This window comes from Pseudomonas sp. S1_E05, assembly GCF_056337105.1.
The window spans coordinates 3,947,965-3,974,697 of the sequence record NZ_JBFRHM010000001.1; the positions used below are offsets into that span (position 1 = coordinate 3,947,965).

The following is a 26,733-nucleotide window of genomic DNA, read 5'->3' on the forward strand; positions in this document are numbered from 1 at the left end:
CTCACGGACATGTAGTAAGGACGACAACACATTAGCGAATCCGCCTTTCTCAGATACAAGGACGTGCTCGTCAACGACCACAGTGCCTCCGCGAAATGTTTACGATCGATCGTGCGGTCGATGCGTGCCCCTTACAGGCACGTAGTGTCCGCAGATGATCTGGGACAGCTTAGTTCGGAACATTTTGGTGTGGCACAAGCCCTGCTAAGCGACTACAGGAAAGGGTTGCACAAAGACCTTGAGTTCACGGATATGCTTCGTGAGGTGGAGCAACGCTGGCCGGATTACACCGAGGTACCGTATGGGCTGCGCCCATTCCCGGACCCTGAGACAGTTTTCGTGCCCGAACACGCGGAGCTCATCGAACACTTGCAACCGTTCTTTGGCATCGACCTCAGCGTGGTCAATCCCGAATGGTCCGGGTATCTGACCATGCTGGGTCCCATGGAGCCGTCAGAACATCACTTCGTGGGTCAAGCGACGGAGGACACCTGGTGGCATTCTCCGCTCGTGCATACCAACTGGATTGGTTTCAAGGTCGAGCAGGGGCAGTATCGCCTGATGGGCGACCCGCGCTATTTCTTCCTCCATCCGGATAACCAACATTTGGCCGACCCGTATGTGGAGGCGCGGCTGAGTTTGCAAAGAATGTACGCGGATCAGAAAACGGCCTATGAAGCGGCCAAAGAGCTTTATCGGAACTCGGGGCGCCTGTTCTTCCCATCGGCGTTAGTCGATGGTGTCCCCCTGTACGACGTTGAGCAGATGACGTTTGTCGAGCAGATTGGCGGCGTGGCGGACTACTCGAAATTCCCCAATCCCAGCCTCTCGATTGGTTATGCGAGAAGCAAGGAGCACGGGGTAACGGCAGGATACCCGTACAGCCCCGCTGGCCATATGTTTCATCACGTGGCGAGCGTACCCGCACATCATTACCAGAGCTGGGGGGCGGATCTGATCATGATGTTCTATGAGCCGGTGGAGCAGTTGGTGCTGTTTACGTTTTATTGGGAGCCTTGCGAGGATGAAGGGTACACAGGGGACTAGCTTTGCGAGCTCACCGACGATCTGTGATGGTTATCGGCGCAGTTGCATAAAATGCAGAAGAGCCCTGTCACCACGCGGGGCTGTTTTTCCAAGCGCTCGTAAGCACACACTGTAATACCCGCACCACGCTTCGCATGGCATTATGCCCTTATTGCGTCGGCACTCTCGGGATGGCCGGTGACTCACTCAAGGATGGAACATGGCAGAGAGCAGCAACTTCGCCTTCTTCAAAGAACACGATCCGGTCTTTTTTCAACTTGCCAATACGGCCGAGCGAGTTTTTTCCAGTGACCCCAACACGACGCTGATCAAACTGCGGCAGTTGGGCGAAGCGCTCGCCCAGGATCTGGCGGTAAGAGCAGGCATTGAGTTCGACGCCACCACGTCCCAAGCTGACCTGCTGTATCGCCTGAGCCGTGAAATCCAGCTTGACGGCAACATCCGCAACCTGTTCCATACGCTGCGGGTCGAAGGCAACAAGGCGACCCACGAATTCCGCACCCTGCATCGCGAAGCACTGGATGGGCTGAGGGTCGCCCGCGCCTTGGCGATCTGGTACCACCAGTCATTCGGCAAGGGCGGCAGCGCCTTCAAGGCCGGGCCTTTCATGGTTCCGGTGGATCCGAGTGAGCCTCTGCGTGAGCTGCAGGGACAGATCGAAAAACTTCGTGCAGAGCTGGGCGACAGTCGTCAGCAACTCGAGAGCAACCACCAGTTAGCCGAGCTATTGGCGCAAGAAAAGCAAGAGCAAGCCAGTCTCGCCGGACAGATGAACGAGGAAGCGCGTATCTACGAGCAGATTGCTCTGGAGCGCGAGGCAGAGCTATCCAAAGCCCGAGTCGATTTCGAAGCGCGGCTGAAAGTGCTGCAGCAACAACTTGAGGATCAGCCCAAAGCTGTCCAGCAGGTCACGCGCAAGACTCAGCAAGCCAGCAGCCAGTTCGACCTCAACGAAGACCTCACCCGTATCCTTATCGATCAACAGTTGAACGATGCGGGCTGGGAGGCCGATTCACTCGACCTGACCTACAGCAACGGCGCTCGGCCCGAAAAGGGCAAAAACAAGGCCATCGCCGAATGGCCAACCAGCAAAGCGAAAGAGAACGCTGATTACGTGCTATTCGCTGGCCTCATGCCGGTTGCCATCGTCGAAGCCAAGCGTAAGCGCATCAACATAGCCGACCGCATCCCCCAAGCCGAGCGCTATTCACGCCAGTTGATCGTGACAAACGATCTGCAACCGGCCGGGCAGAGCGAGGGTTGGGCCGACGGCCAGGGCGACCACTTCAAAGTCCCGTTCGCGTTCGCCTGCAATGGTCGTCCCTACATTAAACAACTCGCCGAGCTGTCCGGCATTTGGTTCCGCGACTTGCGCAGCCCGGCCAATCTGCGCCGGCCGTTGCAGGACTTCCACACACCAGACGGCCTGCTCGACCTGCTCAAGCGCAACACTGAAGACGCCGAAGCGATGCTAAAACAGGAAGGCTTCGGCTATCTCAAGCTTCGGGGCTATCAGGAGAACGCCATCCGCGCCGTCGAGCAAGCGCTGGCGGCCAATCGCCGCCAATGCCTGCTGGCCATGGCCACAGGGACCGGCAAAACGCGCACAATCATTGGCCTGATGCTACCGCTTACTGAAGGCCGAGCGCTTTCGCCGTATTCTTTTCCTCGTAGATCGCAGCGCCCTCGGGCAGCAGGCCATCGAAGCCTTCAACGAAGCGACGCTGGAAAAGAGCCAAACGCTGGCGCAAATCTACAACATCAAAGAACTTGGCGACATGGCTGCCGAAGCAGAAACACGGGTCCAGGTCGCCACTGTGCAGGCCATGGTCATGCGCATCTTCCAGTCAGACACTCCGCCGCCCATCGATGCCTTTGACTGCATCATCGTCGACGAAGCCCACCGCGGTTACACCCTCGACCAGGAAATGACTGAGGGCGAGCTGACGGTGCGCGACTTCAACCAATACCTGTCGCAGTATCGCCGCGTGCTCGATTACTTCGACGCCTGCCGCATCGGCCTCACAGCCACGCCAGCCAAGCACACGAGTGAAGTCTTCGGTGCCCCGATATTCACCTATAGCTATCGTGAGGCTGTGGCTGACGACTGGTTGATCGATCATGAACCGCCCATCCGCTACAAGACCCAACTGAGTGATAACGGCATTCACTTTGCGAAGGGCGAGAGCGTCAGCGTCATCGATACGAGCACTGGCGAAGTGGATGTCGCCGAACTCGAGGACGAACTCGACTTCGAAATCGAGTCCTTCAATCGTCGCGTAATTACGCCCGGTTTCGACAAGGTCATCTGCGAGCAACTGGCACAAGAGCTCGACCCGTTGGGCGACGAAAAAACGATGATCTTCTGCGTCAACCAGGCGCATGCCGAGCGGGTGAAAACCCTCCTGGACGAAGCCTTCAAGAACGTTCACGACGAGGATTACAACCAGGCGGCTGTACAAATCATCACTGGGCAGAGTGACAAGGTCAAACAACTGATCCGCCAGTACAAGAACGAGCGCTACCCGAGCATTGCCATCACGGTCGACTTGTTGACCACCGGTATCGACGTGCCGCGCATCTGCCACTTGGTGTTCATGCGCCGGGTGCGCTCGCGCATCCTCTACGAACAGATGAAGGGCCGCGCGACTCGTCGCTGCGATGACATCGGCAAGACGGTGTTCAAGATCTACGATCCCGTTGATCTGTACGCAGCGCTCGAACCAGTCGATACAATGAAGCCGCTGGTGAAGGACCCGAACATCAGCCTGGAACAACTGGTCAGCGAACTGACCAACCCGGCCAGCCTCGATGCTCCGGGCAACCTGCCAGACACCAGCCATGCCCACGACGTTTTGGACCAACTGAGCCAGCGGGTCATGCGCATCCTGCGCAAAGCCACCCATAAAGCCGAGCAGAAGCCAATCCTCAAGGACAAGCTCGCTGAACTGGAAGATATCTGGGGCGTAGCCCCCGACAAATTGCACCAGCACCTGCACAAGCTCGGTCCGCAGCAAGCGGCCCAGTTCATTCAACAGCATGCTCAATTGCTCAACCAACTCGCCACGGTGAATGCCCTGCTGGGGTCGCTGAACTACCCGGTGATCTCCACCCACACGGACGAACTGATGACCCGTGAGCAGAACTACGGCGATTACCATAAGCCCGCCGACTATCTGGAAAGCTTCAATGACTTCGTCAGGAATCAGCTGAACCAGTCGGTGGCCCTGGGCGTAGTGGTCAACCGTCCGCAAGATCTCACCCGTGAACAACTGCGCGAAGTGCGCTTGTTGCTCGACGGCCATGGTTACAGCGAGGTGAACCTGCAAAGCGCCTGGCGCAACCAGACCAACCAGGAGATCGCGGCCAGCATCGTCGGCTTCATCCGCCGCGCAGCCCTCGGGGGGGCGCTGCTGCCATTCGAACAGCGCGTATCCAAAGCGATGGAGAAGATTTACGCCCTGCACCCTTGGACTCAAGTCCAGCGAAGGTGGCTGGACCGCCTTTCCAGACAACTGGTGCACGAAGTGGTTATTGACAAGAAGCAGATTGGTGAAGCGTTCAGAAATGATGGCGGCAGCAAGCGGCTGGACAAAATGCTCGGCGGCAATCTGGGCATGGTGCTCGATGCCTTGAATGACAACCTTTGGACACAAACGGGATGAGGCCGATGGTGAACACGGCAATGGCCAGTGTGCTCGCCCATGGGGGATAATGCCCCCCCTGTACGCCCCATGACCGGGACACCTAGAGACGCTTCATGACCCTTGCCGAGCTTCATCAGATCCTTGCCCGTGGTGAGGACAGTCGCCATCAGTTCAAGCGCGATTTCAACAATATCGATGCCTTGGCAGCCGAGTTGGTGGCGTTCGCCAATACGTCGGGTGGCTATCTGATAATTGGCGTAGAGGACTCAGGGGAGTTTAGCGGGCTGGGTAGCATCGACGTTGCGCGACTTAATCAGTTGCTCTCCAACGCGGCCTCGCAGAATGTCCGCCCGGCGATCAATCCATTATCCAGCAACCTTCAGACCGAGCACGGACTGGTCATGGTGGTGACAGTCGAACAAGGACTGAACAAACCCTACGTCGACAACCAGGGTCGCATCTGGGTCAAGAACGGGGCCGATAAACGCCGGGTTACGGCGCGCGAAGAGCTACAGCGTTTATTCCAGCAAGCCGGGCTGGTGCGCGCCGATGCGGTACCGGTCGCGGGCTGCAGCGTGACGGATATCGACACTCAGGCGCTGGGCGATTACTTCCAACATCGCTTTCGGCAAAGCCCCGAGCAAGCAGGTTTGGAAACCATCCAAATCCTGGAAAACCTCGGCCTCGCCAGCGGCGGCATACCTAACTTGGCCGGTTTGTTGCTCTTCGGCAGAACGCCACAACGACTGTGCCCTGCGTTCGACATCAAAGCGGTGGCGTTTCCGGGTACGGTGCTGCATGACCGCCACTACCTCGACAGCGAAGACATCGACGGCAACCTGCCGGAGCAATACCGACGCAGTCTCGCCTTCATCAAACGTAACCTGCGCCATGTGCAACGCCAGCAGGGCTTCAATTCCCTCGGCCAGCTGGAAGTGCCGGAGGAGGTGTTTGAAGAACTGCTGGTCAATGCCCTGATCCACCGCGACTACTTTGTCAGCGCCTCCATTCGGATCATGATCTTCGCCGATCGCATAGAACTGATCAGTCCTGGGCACCTGCCTGACGTGCTCGATACCGAGAAAATCCGATTCGGCCTGTCCAACCGCCGTAACCCGACGCTCACCTCCCATGCTGTGCACATTCTCCCCTATCGCGGTTTGGGCACCGGCATCCCGCGCGCTATCGATGCGTGGCCAATGATCCGGCTGGAGGACGACCGGCAGAGTGATCAGTTCAAGGTGGTGATTGAGCGCGCCATTGAAAAATGGCCTCTTTCGGGCCCAAGCGGGGACCGAGTAGGGACTAAGTCGGGACTAAGTAGGGACCAAGTAGGGACTGAGTCCGCTGTCGAAGGACAACAGGTCGATACTCGCCTGCCTTTGCAGCAAGAGCAGTTAACGCTGCTGTACAGGATGGCAGGCGATCACTCTGCGCCAGAGCTGATGACCTTCGTCGGGCGCAGCAACCGTAGCAAGTTCCGCGAGCAGGTTTTGGCCCCATTACTGGCGCTTGGCGTGGTCGAGATGACCATTCCGGACAAGCCCAACAGCAGCAAACAACGCTACCGCCTGACTGCGGCCGGCCGTGTGCTAAAGGCTGAACAACGTTCCTCAGACGACTGAGCCTAGCCAACCACTTTTTTGCACCAGCGCAATCTGGCGCTTTACACATTTCGCCACAGGTACCCCATGACCAACTCCGATATCGTTCAGAAACTCTGGAACCTCTGCGACGTCCTCCGTGACGACGGCATCAACTACAGCGACTACGTCACCGAGCTCGTGCTGCTGCTGTTCATCAAGATGGAATACGAACAGGTGCAGAACAACGAGAACTTCGGCCACAAACTGCCCGAAGGCGCGCGCTGGCCAGACCTGGCTGGCAAGTCCGGCGTGACCCTGCTCGATCACTACCGGCAGATGCTGCTGGACCTTGGCAAAAACCCGGACCCGCTGATCGCTGCTATCTATGCCGACGCCCAGACTCGCCTCCAGCAACCGCGACACCTCGAACAGCTGATCAAGAGCCTGGACGGCATCGACTGGTTCAGCGCCCGCGAGGACGGGCTGGGCGACCTCTATGAAGGCTTGCTGGAAAAGAACGCCAGCGAGACCAAGTCCGGCGCTGGCCAGTACTTCACTCCGCGTCCGCTGATCGACAGCATCATTCGCTGCATCAAGCCGCAGCCCGGCGAGACCATTCAAGACCCGGCTGCGGGTACTGCGGGTTTTTTGATCGCTGCCGACGCCTACATCAAAAGCCATACCGACGACCATTACGACCTCGATGCCAATGCCCAGGCCTTCCAGCGCAATCATGCCTTTGTCGGCGTTGAGCTGGTGTCCGGCACTCGACGCTTGGCGCTAATGAACACCTTGTTGCATGGCATGGAAGGCGATGAGGAAGGAGTGGTGCACTTGGGCAACGCCCTCGGCCAGACCGGCGCCAGCCTGCCTAAAGTCGACGTCATCCTATCCAACCCGCCGTTCGGTACCGCCAAGGGCGGAGGTGGCCCGACCCGCGATGACCTCACCTACCGTACCAGTAACAAGCAACTGGCCTTTCTGCAGCACATTTATCGTGGCCTCAAGCCAGGCGGCCGCGCCGCCGTGGTGCTGCCAGACAACGTGCTGTTCGAGTCCGGCGTCGGCACTGATGTACGCCGCGACCTGATGGACAAGTGCAACCTGCACACCATCCTGCGTCTGCCAACCGGTATCTTCTATGCCCAGGGCGTGAAGACCAACGTGCTGTTTTTTCAGAAGGGTACGGTGGAAAACCCGCGCCAGGAAGAAGGTTGCACTAAGCGTGTTTGGATCTATGACCTGCGCAGTAATATGCCTAGCTTCGGTAAGCGCACCCCCTTCGGCCCTACTCACCTCAAGCCGTTTGAGGACGCCCATGGCGAAGACCCGAACGGCGCAAGCCCTCGCGCCGAGAACGTTGAAGGTGTCGGTGAAGCCAGCCGCTTCCGGTGCTTTACTCGTGACTACATCCGCAGTGAACGTGGCGATTCGCTGGATATCATTTGGCTCAAAGACGAAAACAGTCTGAACGTAGCCGACCTCCCCGCGCCGGAAGTGCTGGCCGGTGAGGCCATGGCTGAACTGACCGAGGCGCTGCATGAGCTGGAAGAGCTGATGAAGGCTCTGGGGGCCGGAGATGAGGTAATAGCGCAGAAACAGTTGATGGCGGAAGTGATGGGACTGGAAGTAGGTGCTGAGCATGAGTGATTTACCAATGCCAAAGGCTTGGGCTCAGGCCTCGTTGGGTGATCTTGCCGATTTCACGAACGGGAAAGCTTTCAAAAAAGAGGAATGGCTTGAGACCGGGAAGCCAATCATACGCATCCAGAATCTGAACAACCCATCTGCAAAATTTAATTATGCAGACGATTCACACGAGGAAAAATACCTAGTGCGAAATGGGGATCTTCTAGTCTCTTGGTCCGCCTCATTAGGTGTGTATTATTGGAATAGCGGTGATGCGTGGCTGAACCAACATATTTTCCGAGTAGATGAACTTCGCGGTTGCGATAAAAATTATCTCAAGTACGCACTTGAAGTTTCGATTGAAGATTTCTACGCCAAAGCTCATGGTATGGGAATAGTCCATATTACAAAAGGAAACTTCGAAAGCCACCTCGTGCCGCTGCCGCCTCTCTCGGAACAAACCCGCATTGCCGCCAAGCTCGATGAACTAATGGCTCAGGTCGAGACCCTGAAAACCCGCATCGACAGCATACCAATGTTGGTCAAGCGCTTCCGCCAATCCGTCCTCACCGCTGCGACTAACGGAGCGCTGACAGAAAGTTGGAGACAAGACTCAAAAACTGCTTTTGAATGGAAAACTGTGATTTTCTCCGGCTTACTCCGTGAATTCAGAGGTGGGTCTTCAAAAAAACCATCTGATTTAATGGAGGGAGTGCCAGTAATTCGATCAAGCGCAGTGAGAAGCATGAATGTTGATTTTTCTGATATACGACACTTTGATACAGCCGAGGAATTAGATGATAGAAACTTTGTACAAGAAGGAGATTTGCTTTTCACTCGACTAAGCGGATCACCTGAATTCGTGGGTGTGTGTGCGCGAGTAACAGCGCTACCGAAAATTCCGACACAATTTCCCGACCGTCTATTCTGCGCGCGTTTAAAAGATAATAATACCGGCCCATATTTAGAAATATTTTTCTCATCACGAATATATCTCGACTACATAAAAAACAACTTGAAGTCATCAGCGGGCCACCAGCGGATCACAACTGAAACAGTCAAGAATACTTTAGTCCTCCTCCCTCCTATTGCCGAGCAAACCGAAATAGTCCGCCGCGTTGAAAAACTATTCGCTTTCGCCGACCAGTTTGAAGCCAAAGTTGCCTCAGCCAAAACTCACATCGACCATCTGACCCGAAGCATCCTCGCCAAGGCATTCCGTGGCGAGTTGGTTTCCCAAGACTCAAACGATGAACCAGTCAGCGTGCTATTGGAGCGCATCAAGGTCCAACGCGCGACCACACCCAAGACTAGGCGAGGTCGCCCCGGCTCCTAAATGCCGATGCCGCCTTACACCGGAGACAGCGACCGTAACGACTGAGCGACGCATCATTTGACGTCGATGAGTAAGGCGGTGATTGATGGTGTGCTGAAGGTGTTGAGTCGGTGGCCGCCGATGAAAGTTGATGGTTAATAGTTGCTTGCGGAGCCCTGGATCTCGGGGCTTCTTCAACGAAAAAAAGAACAAGGGATTTACCCCATGCTCAGCATGAAGCCCAAGTCGCCAACGGAGTACACGAGTCCATTCGCTGATTTCATTCGTAATGCGAAATCCGGCGAGAAAAAGCGCGTTTACCGTCAAGTGTTGATCGAAGCGACTAAAAAGCAGACTGAAGTCGTACTGGCCGCATGCCTAAAACAGGCTTTATAGCGTCAATAGACTCCAGAGAGCCGACCCAGTGCCGAGCTTTTTTCTCAAACGTGAAAGGCTTTCCGCATTCCAGATCATAGTGTTGACCTTTCTTTCGCCAATACTCAAAACGTTTAACCGCACTCTACATACACCTCCGGTAAGCCACACCCCCTTGCGCCATTCCCTACACCCACTCCAGAATCCGCCGGCTTGTCCGCTTTTCAGTCTGATCCTATCGTTCCTCAGTCGCTGCAAAACAGCGATCGGGTTTGGTAGCCCGGCTGACTTGTGTGCATAGCATCACCTGATCCAAGCCTTGGCTTGAGTCTTCAGAGGTGGTCATGCGTGGGGCGTTTTCGGGCGCGCCGGTTTTCCAAGTCGCCGGTCTACCAACCCGCGTATGGCCGCCACCCCTCGTTTGGTAGCGAGTGTGATGGCTCCTTTTCTCTGACTTGGAGTTTCATCTATGCACCAGCAAGCACCTCTTCCTCCGGAAACGGATTTATCTTCCCCCTCCGAAGACACCGATGAATGCCTCACCACCATCGGCCTAACCCCCTTCCACTACTGCAACAACGAACCCCTCTTCCGAGTAAACCGCGGCGTTCCCGTAGCCGACGCCTTGGAACAAGTCTCCGACCTACTCTTCCTCGCCAAGCTTCTAACCGCCGATGCCGCCTACACCCGCGACAGCGACCGTCATGCCTGGGCGGCGCATCATTTGACGTCTATGAGCAAGGCGGTGATTGATGATGTGCAGAAGGTGTTGAGTCGTTGGCCGCCGATGAAGACTGGCGGTTAGCCCTCGTGCCGACTCGCAATGAAAAAGGGCAGCTGTGACGCTGCCCTTTTGAATGTGAAGCTGCAGGTTTCAGCTTCATGCCATGGGGTGAAGCAGCTTCAAGACGCCTTCAACTCCACCGAAACATGCCCCCGCGTCATCCGCGAATACGGGCAGATCTCGTGCGCGGCATCCACCAGTTCTTTCTTCACTTTGTCGTCCAAGCCGGAGATCTTCACATCCAATCTCACCGCCAGTTGAAACTCGCCGTTTTTGGTTTTCCCCAAATCCACCTCGGCATTCACTTCCGTGTCCTGCGGCAGTTTGACCTTTTGTTGCCCGGCGGCGACCTGTAAGGCGCCGAGGAAACAGGCGGAGTAGCCGACGGCGAAGAGTTGTTCGGGGTTGGTGCCGGGTTTGCCTGCACCTGGGGAGCTCAGGGTGACTTCGAGCTCGCCGTCGCTCGATTTGCCGGTGCCGGTGCGTCCGCCGACGACTTGGGTTTTGGCGGTGTATAGAACGGTTTCCAGTCCAGTGCTCATGACGGTGACTCCTTTTGTTTGCTGTGGGTTATTCACCCAGGGTGCCGGTGTAGTGTGCCAAGCGTATTTCCACGTCGGCTTTTTCTTGCAGGCCGAGTTCCATCAGTTGGCCGATGCGTTGCTGCGCGGCCGGGCGTTGGACTGAGCCGATGAAGCCGTCCCATTCGGCGGCGATGGCTTCTTGGGGTGGCAGGCTGGAGGCGTCGACCAGGCGTTTGATTTCGCTGATGGATTGTTTGTCGAAGCGGGCAATCCGGCGGGCCATGGTGTCGACGAAGGGGTCGAGTTCGGCGTCGGGCAGTGCGCGGTTGACGTAGCCGTAGCGTTCGGCGAGTTCGCCGTCGATGTCGTTGCCGGTGAGCAGCACTTCGAGGGCGCGGCCTCGGCCCATGAGGCGTGGCAGGCGGGCCATGGGGCCGCCGCCGGGGACGAGGGCGGCGCCGATTTCCCATTGCGAGAGGATGGCTTTTTCGCGACTGGCGAAGCGCATGTCGCTGGCCAGGGCGAGTTCGCTGCCGACGCCGGTGGCGCGGCCTCGGATGGAGGCGATGGAGACGACTTTGGCTTTGCTCAGGCGCACCAGCATGTCGGGCAGCGGTGGCAGGCCGGTCGGGCCGTTGGGCATGTTGGTGGTGTCGGTGAGCGGTGGCACGAAGTCGTAGTGGGTGAGGAAGAAGCCGGGTACGTCGCTGTCGAACACCACGACTTTGACCTGTGGATCGGTCTCGAGGGCGGTGACCACCTCGTTCAGCTGCGGCATGGTTTCGGGGCCGTAGATGTTGTAGGGCGGGTTGTGGAAGGTGACTCGCCAGTATTCGGGGGTGATGCGGGTGAGCTGGATCTGCTGCGGTTTCATGCGAAATCTCCAGGGCGCTATCACAGGGCAGGGTTTCGGAGACTTCGCCAGGGGTCGATGAATGTCAGGGGGCGAGGGTCGGCTTGAGGGGTCGAGTCGTGCTCGATTCAAGGGTTGGCCCGGAACACATCGCCTTGTGCCGGCAGCTCCGAGTGATCAAGGCTAGCAGTGGGGGTTGGGCTTTCAAGTGGGGCCGACCGCCGGCCCTTTTTGGTGCTTCTGTAGGAGCGAGCAGGCTCGCGATGGATGCCGGATCACTGCGGGGTGTCAGGTGCCCAGCGTTATCGTTCACTACCTTCGCGAGCAGGCTCGCTCCCACAGGATTTGGGGCTTCTGTAGGAGCGAGCTTGCTCGCGATGGATGTCGGAACACTGCGGGGGGTCAGGTTTCCAGAGTCATCGTTGACGACCATCGCGGGCAAGCCCACTCCTACAGGGATCGTGGGCTTAGCGGTTTGAGAGCATGAAGGTGTCGTATTCCAAATCTTCCAGCGCGGCGGAGAGGCGGTGCAGGCCGAGCAGGACGCAGATGAGCAGCGACAGGGTGAAGCCGTAGCCGAAGAAGCTTGGGCCCAGCATCATGCTGAACAGGGTCAACGCGCCGTTGAGGGCGGCGAACAGCACGCAGAGTTCCAGCACCACTTTGCGTTTGTCGAGGTAGAAGAAGACGTTGAGCAACGCCATGAACACCACCTGGATGCTCACGCCGATCAGGTCGATGTAGAACAGCGGCAGGTAGTAGCTGGAGATGCCCAGCCAGTCGAGCAATCGCGGCGCGAAGAGGAAGAGCAGCACCACCGTCAGGCCCTGGACCTTGCAGATTTCCAGCAGGCCCTGGCGGATGGACAAGGTCATTTCGGTTTTCAGCGAGGCGATGTGTTGCAGCGTTTCGCCTTCGCGGATGGCGCGGAACAGGCGGTCGTACCATTCAGCGAAGTCGGTTTCGATGCGCACCAGAAACACCGCCATGCCGGGGATGATCGCGAGGTAAGCGATGAAGATCGGCAGGTCGTAGAGGATGGACGCGCGCAGCGGGCCGATGACCTGGTTGGAGGTGCCGGGGTTGAACCAGAACAGGAACTTGTCGATCCAGATGCCGAAGTTGTAGAAGAATCCGGTGGCCAACAAGCTGAGGAACACCTGGCGGCGGTCGAGGAAGTCGAAGGCGATCAGTTTCTCGGCGCGGTACTCGCGCAGGATGTCGTAGAGGTACAAAAACAGCAGCGTGCTGTGGCCGATCAACAGCGCCAGCAGGAGGCCCGGTATTTTCAGGAACGCCAACTGCCAGGCGCTGACCACCATCAGGGTGTAGCCCACCAGCATCACCAGCAGAATGCGGTTGTAAGCCTTCATCCCCGACAAGAAGATGATCACCAGCCACAAGTTGCACAGCACCACGAAGTTGGCCACCACCAGCAGCCGGTACAACAACGGCTGGTCGAACAGCAGACCGAGCACGATCACCCCGAGTATGCCCGACGCGAGCGTGACCAGCAGCAGGATGCCCAGCAGGTTGGGCAGGATCTGCTCGTATTTGTGCTCGAACAAGCGGTCGGACACGAAGCGGGTGAAGTACAACTGCAAGCCACCGGTGAGGATCAGCGAGGTGGCCATGAGGTAAGTCACCGTCACCAGAAACTGCGCCACCAACGAGTTGGGTATCACCAGGCCGAGGCTGATGATGCCCACCAGCATCACGCTGATGATCGACAGCACCCAAGGCCCGGAGCTGATAAGGCCAGCGTAGACATAGGCGTGCAAGGTTGCGGTGTAGGAGTCGCGCGAGAGGATCTTGCGCAGCTCGAAGCCAATACCGGCCATTAACGGTTCTCCATGGAGGCCCGATACAGGTCGCGATAGCGCTGCAGCATCAAGGCTTCGGTGTAATAACGATTGACCCGCAACAGGCCACTGGCCTGGGCGTCGTGCCAGCGTTGCGGGTTGCGCAGCAGTTCGAGGATGGCGGTGCAGGTGGCTTGTGGGTCGGCGATCGCCACCACTTTGCCGGCCAGCCCCAGGTCGCGGTCTTCGGCGCTGCCGCCTTCGATCAGCTCGCGACACGAACCCACGTCGCTGCTGACCACCGGCGTGCCGGCGGCCCAGGCTTCGAGGATCACCAGAGGTTGCGCCTCACTGATCGAGGTCAGCACCATCAACCCGAGTTGCGGCAGGATTTCCTGGATGCGCTGGAAGCCGAGGAAATGCACCTTGCCCTCCAGGCCCAGGCTGGCCATCAGGCTGCGGCATTCGCTGACGTATTCCGGGTCTTCCTCTTCCGGGCCGACGATCCAGCCTTCGGCTTCAGGCATGGCGCTGATCACGCCGCGCATGGCCCGCAGGAAGGTCTTCACGTCCTTGATTGGCACCACTCGGCCGATCAAACCCACCACCGGCGCAATGCCGGGAGCGCGGGATTCCAGCGCGGCAGTCCACTGCGGCAGGTCGATGCCGTTGGGGATCACCTGCGTACGCGAGGCGTCGGCGCCGTCCTTGATCTGGCGCTGACGGTTGCCGTCGTACAGGGCGATGATGTTGTCGGCGCTGTTGTAGGTCAGTTGGCCGATACGCTCGAAAAAGCGTACCCACAGGGTCCGGATGTAGCCCGAGCCGGCATCCAGGCTGCGGTTGAGCGCCTGGCCGGAACTCTCGGCGATCCAACTGGCCTGGGCCAGGTCGATCTTGCGCTCCTTGGTGTAGATCCCGTGCTCGCTGAGCAGGTAGCTGCACTTCCAGCGTTGCTTGAGGATGCAGCCCAGCAAACCAGCGTAACCGGTGGACACCGAGTGCAGCATGCGCGCACGGGGCATCTTGCGCGAGGCTTCGGCGAGCATCAGCAGCGGCGACTGCATGGAGCGCAGGGTCCAGAAATAGTTGACGAACGACGGGTCGGCGCAGTGCAGCAGATAGCCCTCGCTCAGCGCTTCCCAACTGGCACGGCTGCGCAGCACGTCATCGAGGGTCATCTGGCCCTCGGCGATGCAATTGAGCAAGCGTTCGCCCAACTCGGGCTCGGGTGCATCGGGGTGATGCAGGAAACGATACAGGTCCATCAGTTGCTGTTGATCGGCTTCGCGCGGGGTGCCGCGGGTGTTGGCCGGTCGGGTCGCGTCCTCGAGAAACACTTCCTCGATGTGAAGCACGTTCGACGGCACTTCGTAGCGGCGCGTCGGGTAGGCCGAGCGCTGGCCGCCGATGAACATCACCGAAAAGGTCAGCTCGGGCAAGCCGAGGATCATCTGGTGAATCCAGCTCGACACGCCGCCGCGCACGTAAGGCCAGGTGCCTTCGAGCAGCAGGCAAATGTCGGCCAACGGCGCCTCTTGCTGTTGACTCATGTCCAGCTCCTCACCAGCTCAGCGAACGGTGGTCGCTGGCGGGTTTTCTCGGGAAGTTGCGCCAGCAGTCCGGGGATTTCGTCATAGCGCCCGGCTTCGAACGCCAGTTCGGCGTGGAATGGCAGAATCTGCGCCGGGTCCATGCCGCTGTCCTGGGCCTGGTGCAACAGCACTTCGGCGCGCTCGACATCGCCACGCACCAGGGCGATACGCCCGGCCAGCAAAAACAGCTCACCGCCCTCGCCCGCTTGCAGGCCTTGCTCGGCATGTTCGCTGGCCTGGCTGAGCACGTGATCCAGCACGCTGCCCTGCGCCAGGCCCAAATAGGCCAGCTCCCAGTACCATCGCGCCAGGGTGCCGTGTAGCGCGCCGGCGGCGGAGGGACTGGCGCCCACCAATTGCCCGAGGGCGATCTGGATGCGCAGGTTGATGTCGCTCTCCTGCTTGTCGAGCATCGAGTACGCCAGCAGACGCACGTCATCGCTCGGGTCGCCCAGGGCCAGCTTGAGAATCGGCACGGCTTCCTTGCCCTGCATGCGCCGCGTGGCCAACAAGGCCGCCAGGCGCTGATCGGGGTCCGGGGCGTGACGCAACACGTCCTGCAAACCGCCATCGGCGAAGATCGGCGAATGCAGTTGCTGTTGTGCGCGATACGGCAGGCTCGGGATGCCCACCGCTTGCCACTCCTGCTTGTCGCGTTTGCGTGGCAGGTACAGCGCCGGGAAGATCGACAGGACGACGCCCAGCATGCCGATCACCGGAATGAAGAACGCCAGGCTGAAAATGAACAGCGGGCTCCAGGGCAACGGCGCACGGTAGCGCGCCGGCAGCAGCAGCCACACCGCGCCACACAGCATCGCGCACGCCAGCGCATGGCTGACGGTGAACATCAGCAATTGCTGCAGCTCAGGCGCCGCCAGCCACAACGTGGCCCAACTGCCGCCTTCTAACAACAACGCTGCGCTAAACAGCCACTTGCTGATCATTCAGGCCACACTCGTTGAACAGGAAATTACGCAGCTCCTGGCGGTCGACGCCAGGCTCGAGATTGAACGGCATGACCTTCACGCCCAGGCTTTGCATGTCGCTTTCGATACCGAAGTGCTCATGCAGCAACAGGTTGATTCGGGACAGGTAACCTTCCGTGCCTTGCGGGCTCGTCAACGGCAGGAGCACCAGCAGCAACTTGTGATCGCGGTTGTTGACGACCGGCAGATGCAAGTCCAGACCACGCTGGCTGCGCTCCATCAGGCGCGTCAGCTCTTCGTTGGCGCGGGTCATTTCAAAGGCGAACAGGCCGGCCGGCAACTGGTGCTGGTCGGCATCCGCCAGGGAACGCTTGAGCTGCAAGGTGAATTGCTGGGCGCGTGCATCGGGCAGTTGCAGCACTTGCGGGTCGCGACGCAACAGGTCGGCGATGTGCCCGGCGAGCAAGGCCAGCAGGCTCAGGGTGCGATCCTTGAAAGCGAAGAACGGCATCTGCCGCACCGCGAGGATCGCCAGCAAGCGGCCTTCGGCATCGATCAACGGAATACATGCCTGCAAGGACGAGAACTGCGAAGAGGTGCCCGCATCGATCAGCTCCTGACGCACGCTCACCAGTTCGCCGCGCTCCAGGCACAGCTTGACCAGACCGTCCTCGGTGCTCAACGGGCCCATCACGCCGATGGTCGCCAGCGCCTGCGGCAAGACCTTGTCGCCACGCTCGTCGACGCGGTAAAGACCTGCCACGCGCAGGGCGCCGTATTGGGCCAGCATCGCCACGATCGGCTCTGCCAGTGCGCTCAGTGCATCGCCGGCGTCGGGCATCACGCGCAGTTTTTCCCGCAGGCCCAGCAAGGAGCTGCGCAGGCTCTGGTCGCTGCCCGCCACGCGCTGCTCGAGCAGGTCGTGGGATACGCGCAGAATCTGGTGCGCCCGGGTGAAGTCGTCGAGACGGTACTGGCGGTATTCGTTGGCCATTTGCAGACGCTCCAGGCGCCGCATCCACAGGTCGCGAACCTCCCCCACCAGCATCCCGCACACCAGCACGCCGACGATGAAGGACGAGTCGATCTGCTCGTAACCGGCCAACCCGAAATGGCGCATGGCAAACATCGCCAGCACCAGCAGGCCGGCGCTGAACAGGCCACGGACAAACCCGTAGCGCACGCCCAGCAGCATCGGCGCAAGAATCGGCCAGGGGAAACCGCCGTGAATCTGCAACGGGTCAGCCGGAGTCAGCCACAGGCCCAGGCCGATGGCCAGGCCGGTTACCAACAGCGTTTCCAGCCAGGACACCGGGCCGCTCGCTTGCGGCGCCAGGCTGTAATCCATGTGGGGAGAATTCATTGCGATTACTCGAACCGAAGGGCGCCAACAAGTTTGTCGAGGACGGTCTGCGCAGTGCCCGCCAGGCTTTCACGGGACCAACCGGCGCGAGCGCCGCTCTTGCTCCACAGCACACGGCCGCTTTCGGCTTCGAGCACGCGCAGGCTGATACCCACCGCAGGCTCGCCGTCCAGGCCGTTCTTGTACTGCCACTCTTCGACGGAGCCCGAGATGACATAGTCGAGCTTCTGCTCGCGTGCCCATTCCAGGGCGCCGGCCAGGCGCTCGTTGTCGTCCATCAGTGCCTGTTCGCCCTGGGCGCTTGCCGGGTAGACACGCGGTTGCAGGCCACGGCTGCTGAGCACGCTGAGCAGGATCTGCTCGCTGCGCTCACCGGCCTGCGGCGTCTGTGAATAGTTGACCATCGGCACGATGCCCCACTGCGCGTTGCGCGGCAGGTTCGGGCTGACTTCATCGGTGAAGCTGGCACAACCGGCGACGACCAGGGCGGCAAGGGCCAGGCCCAGATTACGAATTGCTTGCATAGTTTTTCTCCGTAGACATTCCATGATCAGCGCCCAAACCGCACGCCGTAGCTCACACCCAGTGTTCCGCCCGATTTGCCATCCCCGCCTTGTGGCGCGGACTGGTAACCGACGGTCAGGGCCAACTCGTCGTCACCCAATACTTCAAAACCGATACCGGTGTTGAGGCCGTAGTTGAAGGTTTGATCCAGCCACTGCCAGCCCGCCGTCACGTCCACCAGCCAGGTGTATTGCGGCTTGGTGCGCACCAGCGCGCCCGGAATGCCGCGACGCCAGGTGCTGCCGACATACAGCTGGCCGTAGCGGCTTTGCAGCAGGTCGCTGGCCATCACGGTGTCCGTGTCATCCGTCACGAGCTCACCATCCTCATCACGCAGTTGCGGCGTGACGAACACCGGCCCGCCTTCGCGGCTGGACAGATAATCCAGGCGCTTGTCATTCACATTGTTGTGCTGATAGTCGACACCGCTGCGCACGGTCCAGTTGGGGCCTGCGAATTCCAGCGTATGGTTGAACTCGGCCTTCAACGCCTCACCATTGCCCAGGCTGTCACCGGCACGCGTAGAGAACGAGCGCTTGGCGATTTCCCAACTGAACTGGTCGCGGGCGCTGAGGCTATGACGACCGCCCAGCCACAGGCGATCCTGCTCGCCAAAGGCACGCATCAGGCCGCTGTCCTCGCTCTTGCGATGCCAGTCCACGCCGGTTTCCAGCTCATCGCTGACGCCCAACTGCCAACTGCGGGAAAGGCCCAGGCCATTACGGTCATCGTCCTTGCGCTGGCTGGTGTCGGCGAACAGTTTGTAGCTGCCGTTTTCCACCGGGCGAATCAGGGTCAGGGCGGCGTTGCGCTCAGTGCCGATGCGCGAGCCGATCACGTCGTCACCGTCGTAGGTGCCCTGCTCCAGCTCGAGGTCGGCGTACCAATTGTCACCGATGTTGTGGGCGATTTGCAGGCGCGGCGCGTCGAAGGCGATGCCACCAAAATCCTGATCCTGCCAGGACAACAGTGCACCTTGCGGCGTGCTTTCATGGATCTCCACCGCCTGACGGCGCAACTGCTCCTGAACCGTTTCGGGCTGATCGTCACCCAGCGCTTCGAGGTTGGTTTCCAGTGCTTCATTGACCCGCCCCAGGCGACTCAGGGCTTGAGCCCGTTGTGCCGGGTTGAGGTCGCTGCTGGCCAACAGCGTCTCGACCTGGGCTTTGTTGCGGCTGCGCAAAGCCTGCTGGATCTGCTCATAGCGGTCCACCTTCAGGCCCTGGCTTTTCGCCCAATCCAGCCACGCATCCTTCTGCGATTCCTGGTTGGTCGCGTCCAGGCGTGCCAGCAAGCGGTCGAACCACAGCTGCAGCATGGCCGGCGAGCCGTCCTGACGCTTGGCCACTTCCTGTTGGGCCTTGGCTGGCGAATAGCTGCTGCTCATCAAACGCAGCCAGGTTCTGTAGCGTTCCTTGGACGGCTGGGCGTTTTCAGCCTCGGGGCTGCGTAGCAGTTTCAGGCGCAGGCGCTGGGCCGCATCCTGGTAACCCGCGTCGTACAGCGCATCGGCGTAAGCCGCCTGCACCAGCCAGTCGTTCGGTGTGTTCTTGATGTACAGGCGATACCAGGCCAGCGATTCGCTGTTGCGACCGAGCAACTGGTTGGCACTGGCGAACGCCAGCCACATGACCTGATCGTTACGGGCCCGGGCTTTCCACTGAGTCAGCAACGGCTTGAGCTCGGCGGTGTTGCCTTGGTCGACGTAGAGCCACATCAGGCGCTCGCGGAACAGGTTTTCATCCGGGTACTTGGACAAGCCCAGCAGGTACAGGCGCTTGGCCTCTTCAGGCTGGCCTTCGTGCATTGCCAAGGCACCGCGCACGCCGAGCACCTGATCTTGCTCAAAGATGGCCGGATCCTGCTCGGCCTCTTTCAAGAGTTCGGTCACCTTCGACCAGTCTTCCAGTTCCTGGGCCAGCAGCAAGGCATCGACCAGGCGAATCGGGCTGCGGGTACGCTGCCAACTGTCGATCAGCAACTCCAGCGCCCGGCGCGGATTGCTCTGGCGATAACCGGCGATCAGGTGCGACTCATCGTTGGAGTTGAGCGAGCCCTTGATGGCCAGCAGCTTCTCCAGGGACGCACGCAATTCATCATCGAGCTCCAGGTCCCAGGCCAACGCGGCGCGGGTGGTCCAGTAGTCCTTGTCGGTGATCTTGTCACTGTTCTTGACCAGCAATACGTTCCACGCCGCCTGATTATCAAACAGCTTGAGGTGAGTGCCGGCCCAGTCGATGCGCTCGGGAATGGTCAGGTCAAAACGCTTCGAGTAATCCTTGTACACGCGGGCCTTGATTGCGTACTGGCCGGTGTTTTCGAGGTTCTGCAACAGCCGCATCCACGCCAGTCGGTGCTTGGGGTATTGGCGCACATAGGTGTGCAACCAGGCTTCGGCCTTTTCCGGGGTGCCGCGCGACTCGTGAGCGTAGGTCACCGCGTCCAGCTCGGGATCGGTCAGCGCGCGATGGTTGGCGATGCCTTCAAGCAACGGGATCGCGCGATCGAAATCGAACTGTGCGATTGCCAGGCGCCACGCGTGCTCACGCACCGGTGGCGTGTCGTTCAGCGCCAGCAGGCGCATCCAGAAATCGAGTGCCGATTCGATATCCCCGCGCCATTCAGCCAGGCGAGCCATCTGTTCCAGCAACGGCTGCTCTTGCGGGAACTCCAGCAGCAATTGCTGGCCACTCTCCCAAGCACCGGCCAGATCGTTCATGGCCAGTTGCGTGGTGAATTCCTTGCGCAGAATGTGCGGGTTATCCGGCTGCAGCACCCGCCACTGGGCGATGAAGCGCTGCACCAGATCAAAGCGCTTGTTGCCCATCGCGACGTCGACGCCCTGCTCGATCCAGGGTGCATCGGTCTCCGGGTTTTGCAATTGGTCGAGTTCGTCGGCGAGCACCTGCGCCGCCTCGGCGCCGCGATCCGCCGCCAGCAAGCTGCTGAATGCCAGATGCGCGTACTCGCGGTGCTCGGCAGGTTGCGAGCTGTCCTTGCTCAGTTGCAGATAAATGTCTGCCGCCTTGCCCGGTTGCTCGCCCGCCAGATGCCATTGCGCGGCGGACTTCAGCGCCTCGGTACGTTGTTTTGGATCGCGCGCGGCGATTTCTTCATACACCGTGGCGGCGAAGGCCGGCGCCTGTAGCGTCAGCGCCAGTTTGGCCAGGCTCTGCAATTGCGCCAGGGACAAACGGCGGTGATCGAACTTCTGCAGCCGCTCGACCAGCGCCTCCCGCACGCCAGGCTCTTCACTGTTCGCCGCTTCCAGCGCATCCAGCTCCAGCCGGTAGTAAGCCTGCACCGGACCCACCGGCGCCGGCCACGCTTCCAGGTGCTGACGGGCCTTGGCGTAGTCGCCGAGGCTGATCAACAGATCGATCAACTGCAAGCGCAGGTGATCGTCATCCGGGTGCGCTGTCAGCAACAGCTCGGCGTAGTTGGCCGAGACGGCGTCCGGCTCACCGCCATCAGGCTGGAACACTTCCTCACGCTGGAAAGTTGCCCACAGCAACCCGCCCACGGTGACCGCCACCACCGCCAGTGCCCAGGGATTGAGCAGGCGGCTGTTTTTAGTTGCAGACGAGTTGGGCATTACTCACCTGCTTCATTGGGAGTTGAAAAGTCCACAGGCCGGCAGCGGCCTTGCCGGCGAAACGCTGCCCATCCACCTCGACCCGGCAAGCACTGGCCGAGCGTACCGAGAAGGTCAGGTCAACCTGCCCGGCAAACGAAAAACTCACGCGCTTGTCATCCAGGTAACGCCAGTCCTGCAACGGCAAATTAGCCTCCTCCAGCGCCGGGCGCGGGTCGCGATCAGCACGCAGGGCGAGCAACGCCTGATCACTGCTCAAACTCACGTAGCGCCCTTGCGGCAAGTCACGCACACCGGCCACGCCTTGCGAGCGGCGCAGGTCGGGCCAGCCGAGTTGCGGGTCGATTCGCAGGGTGCGCAGCGCATCCATGCCACGAACCTGCCAGTCGCCGTCGGCGGTGCGCGCAAGGCTCGCTTGATACAGGCCGTGCAAGCGGTCGAGGTAATCGCTCATCCACAACGACAGCGGTTGTTGTTCGCGCATGTAGGCGTAGATTTCGTCCATCGCCTTGATCGAGGCTTGCTTGGTGCTTGAGTAGAAGTGGTAATACAGGTGCAGGCCACGCAAGCGGCGCGGGCTGTCGGTCAGTTCGAACGTCTCGACCAGATCACGGAAGCCGTAATAAGGCCCCTTCCATAAGTTGGTGTAGACGTTCTCGTTGATGATCGGCGCGTAGTACTGCAAGCCACCTTCGGTGGGGCGCAACAGTGGGTTCAAGCCGGTCAGCGATGGCCGCGCCTTGGTGAGCATGGTCGAGGCACCGTTGACGTTCTTCAGGCCGGCGTCGTAGGCCAACTTGATGGTGGCCGCCGACGGCAGGGCATCGCCCGGCCAGAACACCATTTTCACCGGTTTTTCCGGTGTAGTGAGGTTCTGGTTGATGTAGTCGCGCGAGCCGACAATCTCGCGGCGAAAATCAATTTTGTCGTAACCCGGAATGGCCATTTTCAAGCCGTACTCGGCGCTGAAATCTTCGTCTTCCTGAGCCTTGTCCGGCTGCATGTAAAACGGGTGGCTGAAGGTGTGGGTGGCGACTTCGACCTTGGGGTCGGCGAACAAATCACGCGCTAGCGGCTCCAGTTCGCGCGCCAGGTGCGGGTACATGCCACGCGGCGAAATCTCGCCTTCGATGATCGACACCGAGGTCAGGAACGGGTTGGGCCGGATGAAATCGGTGAGCACCTGTTTACCGGCGTAGGGCGAGCCACGCACTTCGGCGCGCGACGGGAAACCATCACCATCGATGTGCACCGTGGCGATGCGGCGACCGTTCTCGGTGGTGGTGTCCGGACGCGGTTGTGCCGGCAGACGCAGGCTGGCCTGGACGAAGGCGAACGGATCGAGGATCCAGCGGCTGCGTTCGTTGTTGCTTTCAAGCACGTACGGCGCCAGCGCCAAGCCACCCCATTCGCCAATGGCAACCGGCGCGAAGGTCTGGCCGCCCTTGCCGGTCAGCAACAATGCGGCCTTCGGCCCTTGAGGCAGCACGGAAACCGCGCTCAGCTCACGGGAACGTGGCTGCACCGGCGCTTCGAACGCACCGATCAGTGATTTGTCCTGATAGGTGATGCTCAGCGTTTGCACGCCAGCCGGTGGCGCCAGGTTCAGCCCCAGGCGCTTGAGCAACGCTTTGTCCTCGACCGGCAGGCCGGCCATGAACGCCAACGGCACTTTCTCGTCCAGGCGCTTGCCCAGCCACCGGTTGAAGCCGGTGCTGTCCTGCGGCGGACCACTGCTCATCCAGGTGATGATGCCGGCGTACAAACCACTGAAGCGATGTTCGGGCAAATTGTCGACGGCCAGGTAGTCGACTCGGTAGCCGAGGTATTCAAGTAAACCGCCCAGCAGGGAATGACCGACGTTGACGGTCAGGTCGCCTTCGCGCGGGTCGTAGACCATGGCGATGCGGCGCGGCTGCACTTCGATGTTGCTGACGCCTATCGAATCCAGTTCAGGCGTGCTGATGAAAGGAATGAACCCCTCGTCACGCAAGCGTTTGGCCAACTTGCGTGCCTCGTCGCGGCGCTCAGGTGGCAGGTAGTCGATGGCCACCAGGGGGATGCCCTTGGCACGCAGCGGTTGCAACTCACCGAGCAGCCACTGGCGATCGGCTTCCGGAACCGGGCGATAGCGCTTGGCTGCGGCGTCCCAACCGGCGTACATGGATTCGAACGCGACCGCCGACGCAACGCCATCAAGCTCGGGCAGCACTTCGAAGCCACGGTTGAAAAACAGCTTCAGGCCTGGCTGGCGTTTGTGCATTTCACGCAACAGGCTGGCGAGGGCCACGCGCTGTGCTTCACGCGAGGCTTCGGGCAGCAGTTGGAAACTGTCGAGGGTGTCCAGAAACAGCCCGTCGTAACCTTCGGCCTGCAAGGTCTTGGCGCGGCCCAGCAAATGTTCACGCCAGGCCGGCGAGGTGAGGTCCATGACCTGACTGTTCCAGGAGTCGTTACGCACTGGGCTGATCGCCTTGCGCAAGCCGGCCTTGTCGATTTCAGTCTTGCTGCCATCGAATTCGCCAATGGACACGTAAGCAAATGGGTGGCTGCCCAATTTGCGCAGGGTTTTGACGTCGCTTGCCGTCATGTGCCCCGGCTCGACCACCGACCAGTCGAACTGCGCCAGCTCGGACAGCGGCGGTTGATCGGCGTACCAAAAAACCACGCTGGCCGGTTGGGGCAAGGCTGAAGCCTGGACAGTCGGCCCGCTCGCGAAGATTGCCAGCGCTGCAAACAGGCGCTTGGCAAGGGCACGTAGGCGTGTCCTGCGAAAAACGATGTGCATAATTCACTCTTGAATTGACTGAACCGGTACTGCTCGGACGTCTGAATCGGGCCGGGCAGATTTACAAACTGCGCAGCAACTGCGCCAAACCTTCGCCGATGGAAGTCGGCGCCGGGAGCGCAAAACGCTGGAGCAAACGCGTGTTGTCAGCGCGCGAGTGGCGGATGTCGCCCTGGCGCGCAGCCTGATAGTTCACCGTCAACGGCGTGCCGGTGGCGTTGCCCAGTTCGGTGATCAGATCGTTAAGGCTGGTGGCGCGACTGAGCCCGACATTCACCGCGCCAGGGCTCACCTCGTCTGCCTCCACAGCTTGTACGAGAATACTTACGAGGTCCTGTACATAAACGAAGTCACGGGTTTGTTCGCCATCACCGAAAATCGCCACCGGTTTGCCGACCATGGCCCGCTCGGTGAAGATGCTGATCACCCCGGAATACGGCGAAGAAGGATCCTGACGCGGTCCGAAGATATTGAAGAAGCGCAGGATCACCGGCTCCAGACCATGTTCGAGGCGATAGAAATCCAGGTAATACTCGCTGGACAACTTGTCGCTGGCGTACGGGGTCAGGGGAGATTTTGGGGTGTCTTCATCAATGGCCGTCCCTTCGCCATTGTTGCCGTAGATCGCTGCGCTGGATGCGAACACCACGCGCTTGATTCCGGACTTGGCCATGTGCTCGCACACATTAAGGGTGCCCACGAAATTGCTTTGATGGGTGCCGACCGGGTCGTCCACCGATGCCTGCACCGAAGCCACTGCCGCCAAGTGCACCACGGCCGTGCAATCACGCATGGCCTGCTCGACCACGACACTGTCCGCGACATCACCCACCACCAGATTCAGGTTGGCGTTGCCCACCGGCAAATTGCCTACCTTCCCGGTCGACAGGTTATCGAGTACGCGAACTTTGTAGCCTTTGCCCAGCAACGCTTCTACCAAGTGCGACCCAATGAATCCTGCACCGCCGGTAACCAGTATTCGTCCATCAGACATGAAGTTTCTTCCTGAAGATTCAATCGGACACTGCGAATGTAACGTCCGTAAAACGGTGTTTCTGTAGAGCAGGACCCGACTGATAGCACTTGGCCCAATGCGCATGCAATGCGACATCGACCTGTTCTCGAAGGTTCAAAATACATCGGATGAACGACGAGTTTATGGCGGTATGCCATAAGAGCGGCGCAGATAATGTGTGAATGACATCACACTGTCAATAGTTTGTCTTTGTCACGACGAAAATTATGGATCCAATTTAAGATCGTCATTAAATTGACATAATGACCCACCTGTCAATAACTGACCTATTGAGTCACGTCGCGCAATGTGATGACGGGTTTCAAGTACGATTTTTGAGAATGATGGAGGCAGCGCATCGGGTTGATGAGTGCGCTGTCCTTCCGAGTGCCGATCTATTCATGGGACTCAGACATCCCATGGATTGATCACCTCAATGCCGGAACACTCGAAGTCCCGAACATTGCGAGTGGCGATAGAAGCGCCATGATTTCGGCAAATGGCGGCAATTTGCGCGTCAGCCATCAACACCCCGCGCCCCTTTGCTTCAGCGCCGGCAACGAGGTTGGCGTACTCCACGGCAGCATGGGCATCGAATGGCAGAATGCGCCCGACGAAGTCTTCTTCGAACATCGCCATGGCATGAGCTTCCAGCTTCTGTTTACGCTTACCGAAGGGCAGTCGGGCAATACCGTGGAGAATTTCTGCGACAGTAACAGCAGTGATTGCCAGATCCATGGCCGGTTGCTCATCGACCCAAGCCAGTACTCGGCTGTCAGGCTCGCTACGCATGAACTCAGAAAGAACATGGGTATCGAGCACTATCATTCAGAGAGATCCACCGCAGTCGCTTTCTCGTGCCTTGTTGGAAGATCGAGATCAACCCCGCCCGTCGCTTTGAATCTATGATGAATCCGACTCCCCAGTCCCCCAGTACGATCTACGCTCGCCAAGGCTTTACCCAAGATCAGGCGCGCCTCTTCCTCCATCGAATGCCCGTTGTGAGCAGCCGCAATGCGCAATTGTTCTTTGACTTGAGCGTCCAGGTTTCTAATTGTGATGCTGGCCATATCGCCCCCCGCGCAATCAATGAAATCATTGATTGAGGCTAGCATAGGGGCCCTCAGCCGCTCCACAGATAAATTTTTCTTCACCCCATCGCCGTTCACCAACCGTTACATTGCCCGCGCTCATTCAAGAAACTATGGTTTGCCCGCCCTCCCGCGGGCTTTTTTTTGTCGGGTGGAAAGCGTTCCGAGGCGGTTTGGTCGAGGGCCCATTCACAATTCGTTAAGCATTCGCCCCGTATGCTCAGGGGATCTCCC

18 protein-coding genes and 2 pseudogenes are annotated in these 26,733 nt (G+C 59.6%); 8 read left to right on the top strand and 12 right to left on the bottom strand.

Annotated features, from left to right (window positions below; genetic code table 11):
* Nucleotides 1-189: 189 nt before the first annotated feature.
* The 8 genes and pseudogenes from AB4N33_RS18325 to AB4N33_RS18360 all read left to right on the top strand — a co-directional run bounded on the left by AB4N33_RS18325 (nucleotide 190) and on the right by AB4N33_RS18360 (nucleotide 10,404).
* Nucleotides 190-1,047 (top strand): hypothetical protein, encoded by an 858-nt coding sequence (locus AB4N33_RS18325; RefSeq protein WP_476457934.1) that lies wholly within the window; start codon nucleotides 190-192, stop codon nucleotides 1,045-1,047.
* 199 nt (nucleotides 1,048-1,246) lie between these two features.
* Nucleotides 1,247-2,611 (top strand): annotated as a pseudogene (locus AB4N33_RS18330) (DUF4145 domain-containing protein); the annotation flags it as partial.
* Between the two features lie 94 nt (nucleotides 2,612-2,705).
* Nucleotides 2,706-4,712, top strand: a complete 2,007-nt coding sequence (hsdR, locus tag AB4N33_RS18335) for a type I restriction-modification system endonuclease (RefSeq protein ID WP_476458835.1) — start codon at nucleotides 2,706-2,708, stop codon at nucleotides 4,710-4,712.
* Nucleotides 4,713-4,807: 95 nt separating this feature from the next.
* Nucleotides 4,808-6,319, top strand: coding sequence for an RNA-binding domain-containing protein (locus AB4N33_RS18340; RefSeq protein WP_476457935.1), 1,512 nt, complete (start codon nucleotides 4,808-4,810; stop codon nucleotides 6,317-6,319).
* 66 nt (nucleotides 6,320-6,385) lie between these two features.
* The gene (locus tag AB4N33_RS18345) at nucleotides 6,386-7,930 is read left to right on the top strand and encodes a class I SAM-dependent DNA methyltransferase (RefSeq protein WP_476457936.1); all 1,545 of its coding nucleotides are present in this window, start codon (nucleotides 6,386-6,388) and stop codon (nucleotides 7,928-7,930) included.
* Nucleotides 7,923-9,245 carry a restriction endonuclease subunit S gene (locus AB4N33_RS18350; RefSeq protein ID WP_476457937.1) on the top strand — a complete coding sequence of 441 codons (1,323 nt, stop codon included), beginning with the start codon at nucleotides 7,923-7,925 and terminating at the stop codon, nucleotides 9,243-9,245. The genes AB4N33_RS18345 and AB4N33_RS18350 overlap by 8 nt, the downstream gene beginning before the upstream one ends.
* 45 nt (nucleotides 9,246-9,290) lie before the next feature.
* Nucleotides 9,291-9,383 (top strand): annotated as a pseudogene (locus tag AB4N33_RS18355) (DUF3077 domain-containing protein); the annotation flags it as partial.
* 685 nt (nucleotides 9,384-10,068) lie between these two features.
* Entirely contained in the window at nucleotides 10,069-10,404 is a 336-nt protein-coding gene (locus AB4N33_RS18360; RefSeq protein WP_476457938.1) for a DUF3077 domain-containing protein, read from the top strand.
* A 98-nt stretch (nucleotides 10,405-10,502) separates the two neighbouring features.
* Here the strand turns inward: AB4N33_RS18360 and AB4N33_RS18365 are convergent, their stop codons facing one another.
* From AB4N33_RS18365 to AB4N33_RS18420, 12 genes are all read right to left on the bottom strand, one after another.
* Nucleotides 10,503-10,925, bottom strand: a complete 423-nt coding sequence (locus AB4N33_RS18365) for an organic hydroperoxide resistance protein (protein WP_476457939.1) — start codon at nucleotides 10,923-10,925, stop codon at nucleotides 10,503-10,505.
* Nucleotides 10,926-10,953: 28 nt separating this feature from the next.
* Nucleotides 10,954-11,781, bottom strand: coding sequence for an enoyl-CoA hydratase/isomerase family protein (locus AB4N33_RS18370; RefSeq protein ID WP_476457940.1), 828 nt, complete (start codon nucleotides 11,779-11,781; stop codon nucleotides 10,954-10,956).
* 446 nt (nucleotides 11,782-12,227) lie between these two features.
* The gene (gene pelG / locus AB4N33_RS18375) at nucleotides 12,228-13,601 is read right to left on the bottom strand and encodes an exopolysaccharide Pel transporter PelG (RefSeq protein WP_460118296.1); all 1,374 of its coding nucleotides are present in this window, start codon (nucleotides 13,599-13,601) and stop codon (nucleotides 12,228-12,230) included.
* Nucleotides 13,601-15,115: a GT4 family glycosyltransferase PelF gene (gene pelF, locus AB4N33_RS18380; RefSeq protein ID WP_460140332.1), complete on the bottom strand. Its 1,515-nt coding sequence runs from the start codon at nucleotides 15,113-15,115 to the stop codon at nucleotides 13,601-13,603. The genes pelG and pelF overlap by 1 nt, the downstream gene beginning before the upstream one ends.
* Nucleotides 15,112-16,101 carry a HEAT repeat domain-containing protein gene (locus AB4N33_RS18385; RefSeq protein WP_460140333.1) on the bottom strand — a complete coding sequence of 330 codons (990 nt, stop codon included), beginning with the start codon at nucleotides 16,099-16,101 and terminating at the stop codon, nucleotides 15,112-15,114. The genes pelF and AB4N33_RS18385 overlap by 4 nt, the downstream gene beginning before the upstream one ends.
* Nucleotides 16,079-17,446 (bottom strand): PelD GGDEF domain-containing protein, encoded by a 1,368-nt coding sequence (locus AB4N33_RS18390; protein WP_460118302.1) that lies wholly within the window; start codon nucleotides 17,444-17,446, stop codon nucleotides 16,079-16,081. The genes AB4N33_RS18385 and AB4N33_RS18390 overlap by 23 nt, the downstream gene beginning before the upstream one ends.
* Nucleotides 17,447-17,451: 5 nt before the next feature.
* Nucleotides 17,452-17,970 (bottom strand): penicillin-binding protein activator LpoB, encoded by a 519-nt coding sequence (locus tag AB4N33_RS18395; protein ID WP_460118304.1) that lies wholly within the window; start codon nucleotides 17,968-17,970, stop codon nucleotides 17,452-17,454.
* Between the two features lie 26 nt (nucleotides 17,971-17,996).
* Nucleotides 17,997-21,605, bottom strand: a complete 3,609-nt coding sequence (locus tag AB4N33_RS18400) for a tetratricopeptide repeat protein (protein WP_476457941.1) — start codon at nucleotides 21,603-21,605, stop codon at nucleotides 17,997-17,999.
* Nucleotides 21,583-24,393, bottom strand: a complete 2,811-nt coding sequence (locus AB4N33_RS18405; protein ID WP_460118308.1) for a bifunctional glycoside hydrolase/polysaccharide deacetylase family protein — start codon at nucleotides 24,391-24,393, stop codon at nucleotides 21,583-21,585. Before AB4N33_RS18405 ends, AB4N33_RS18400 begins: the two co-directional genes overlap by 23 nt.
* A 61-nt stretch (nucleotides 24,394-24,454) precedes the next feature.
* Nucleotides 24,455-25,387, bottom strand: coding sequence for an NAD-dependent epimerase/dehydratase family protein (locus tag AB4N33_RS18410; protein WP_476457942.1), 933 nt, complete (start codon nucleotides 25,385-25,387; stop codon nucleotides 24,455-24,457).
* A gap of 429 nt (nucleotides 25,388-25,816) precedes the next feature.
* Entirely contained in the window at nucleotides 25,817-26,236 is a 420-nt protein-coding gene (locus tag AB4N33_RS18415) for a PIN domain-containing protein (RefSeq protein WP_476457943.1), read from the bottom strand.
* Entirely contained in the window at nucleotides 26,233-26,478 is a 246-nt protein-coding gene (locus AB4N33_RS18420; RefSeq protein ID WP_460118313.1) for a FitA-like ribbon-helix-helix domain-containing protein, read from the bottom strand. Before AB4N33_RS18420 ends, AB4N33_RS18415 begins: the two co-directional genes overlap by 4 nt.
* Between the last annotated feature and the right edge of the window lie 255 nt (nucleotides 26,479-26,733).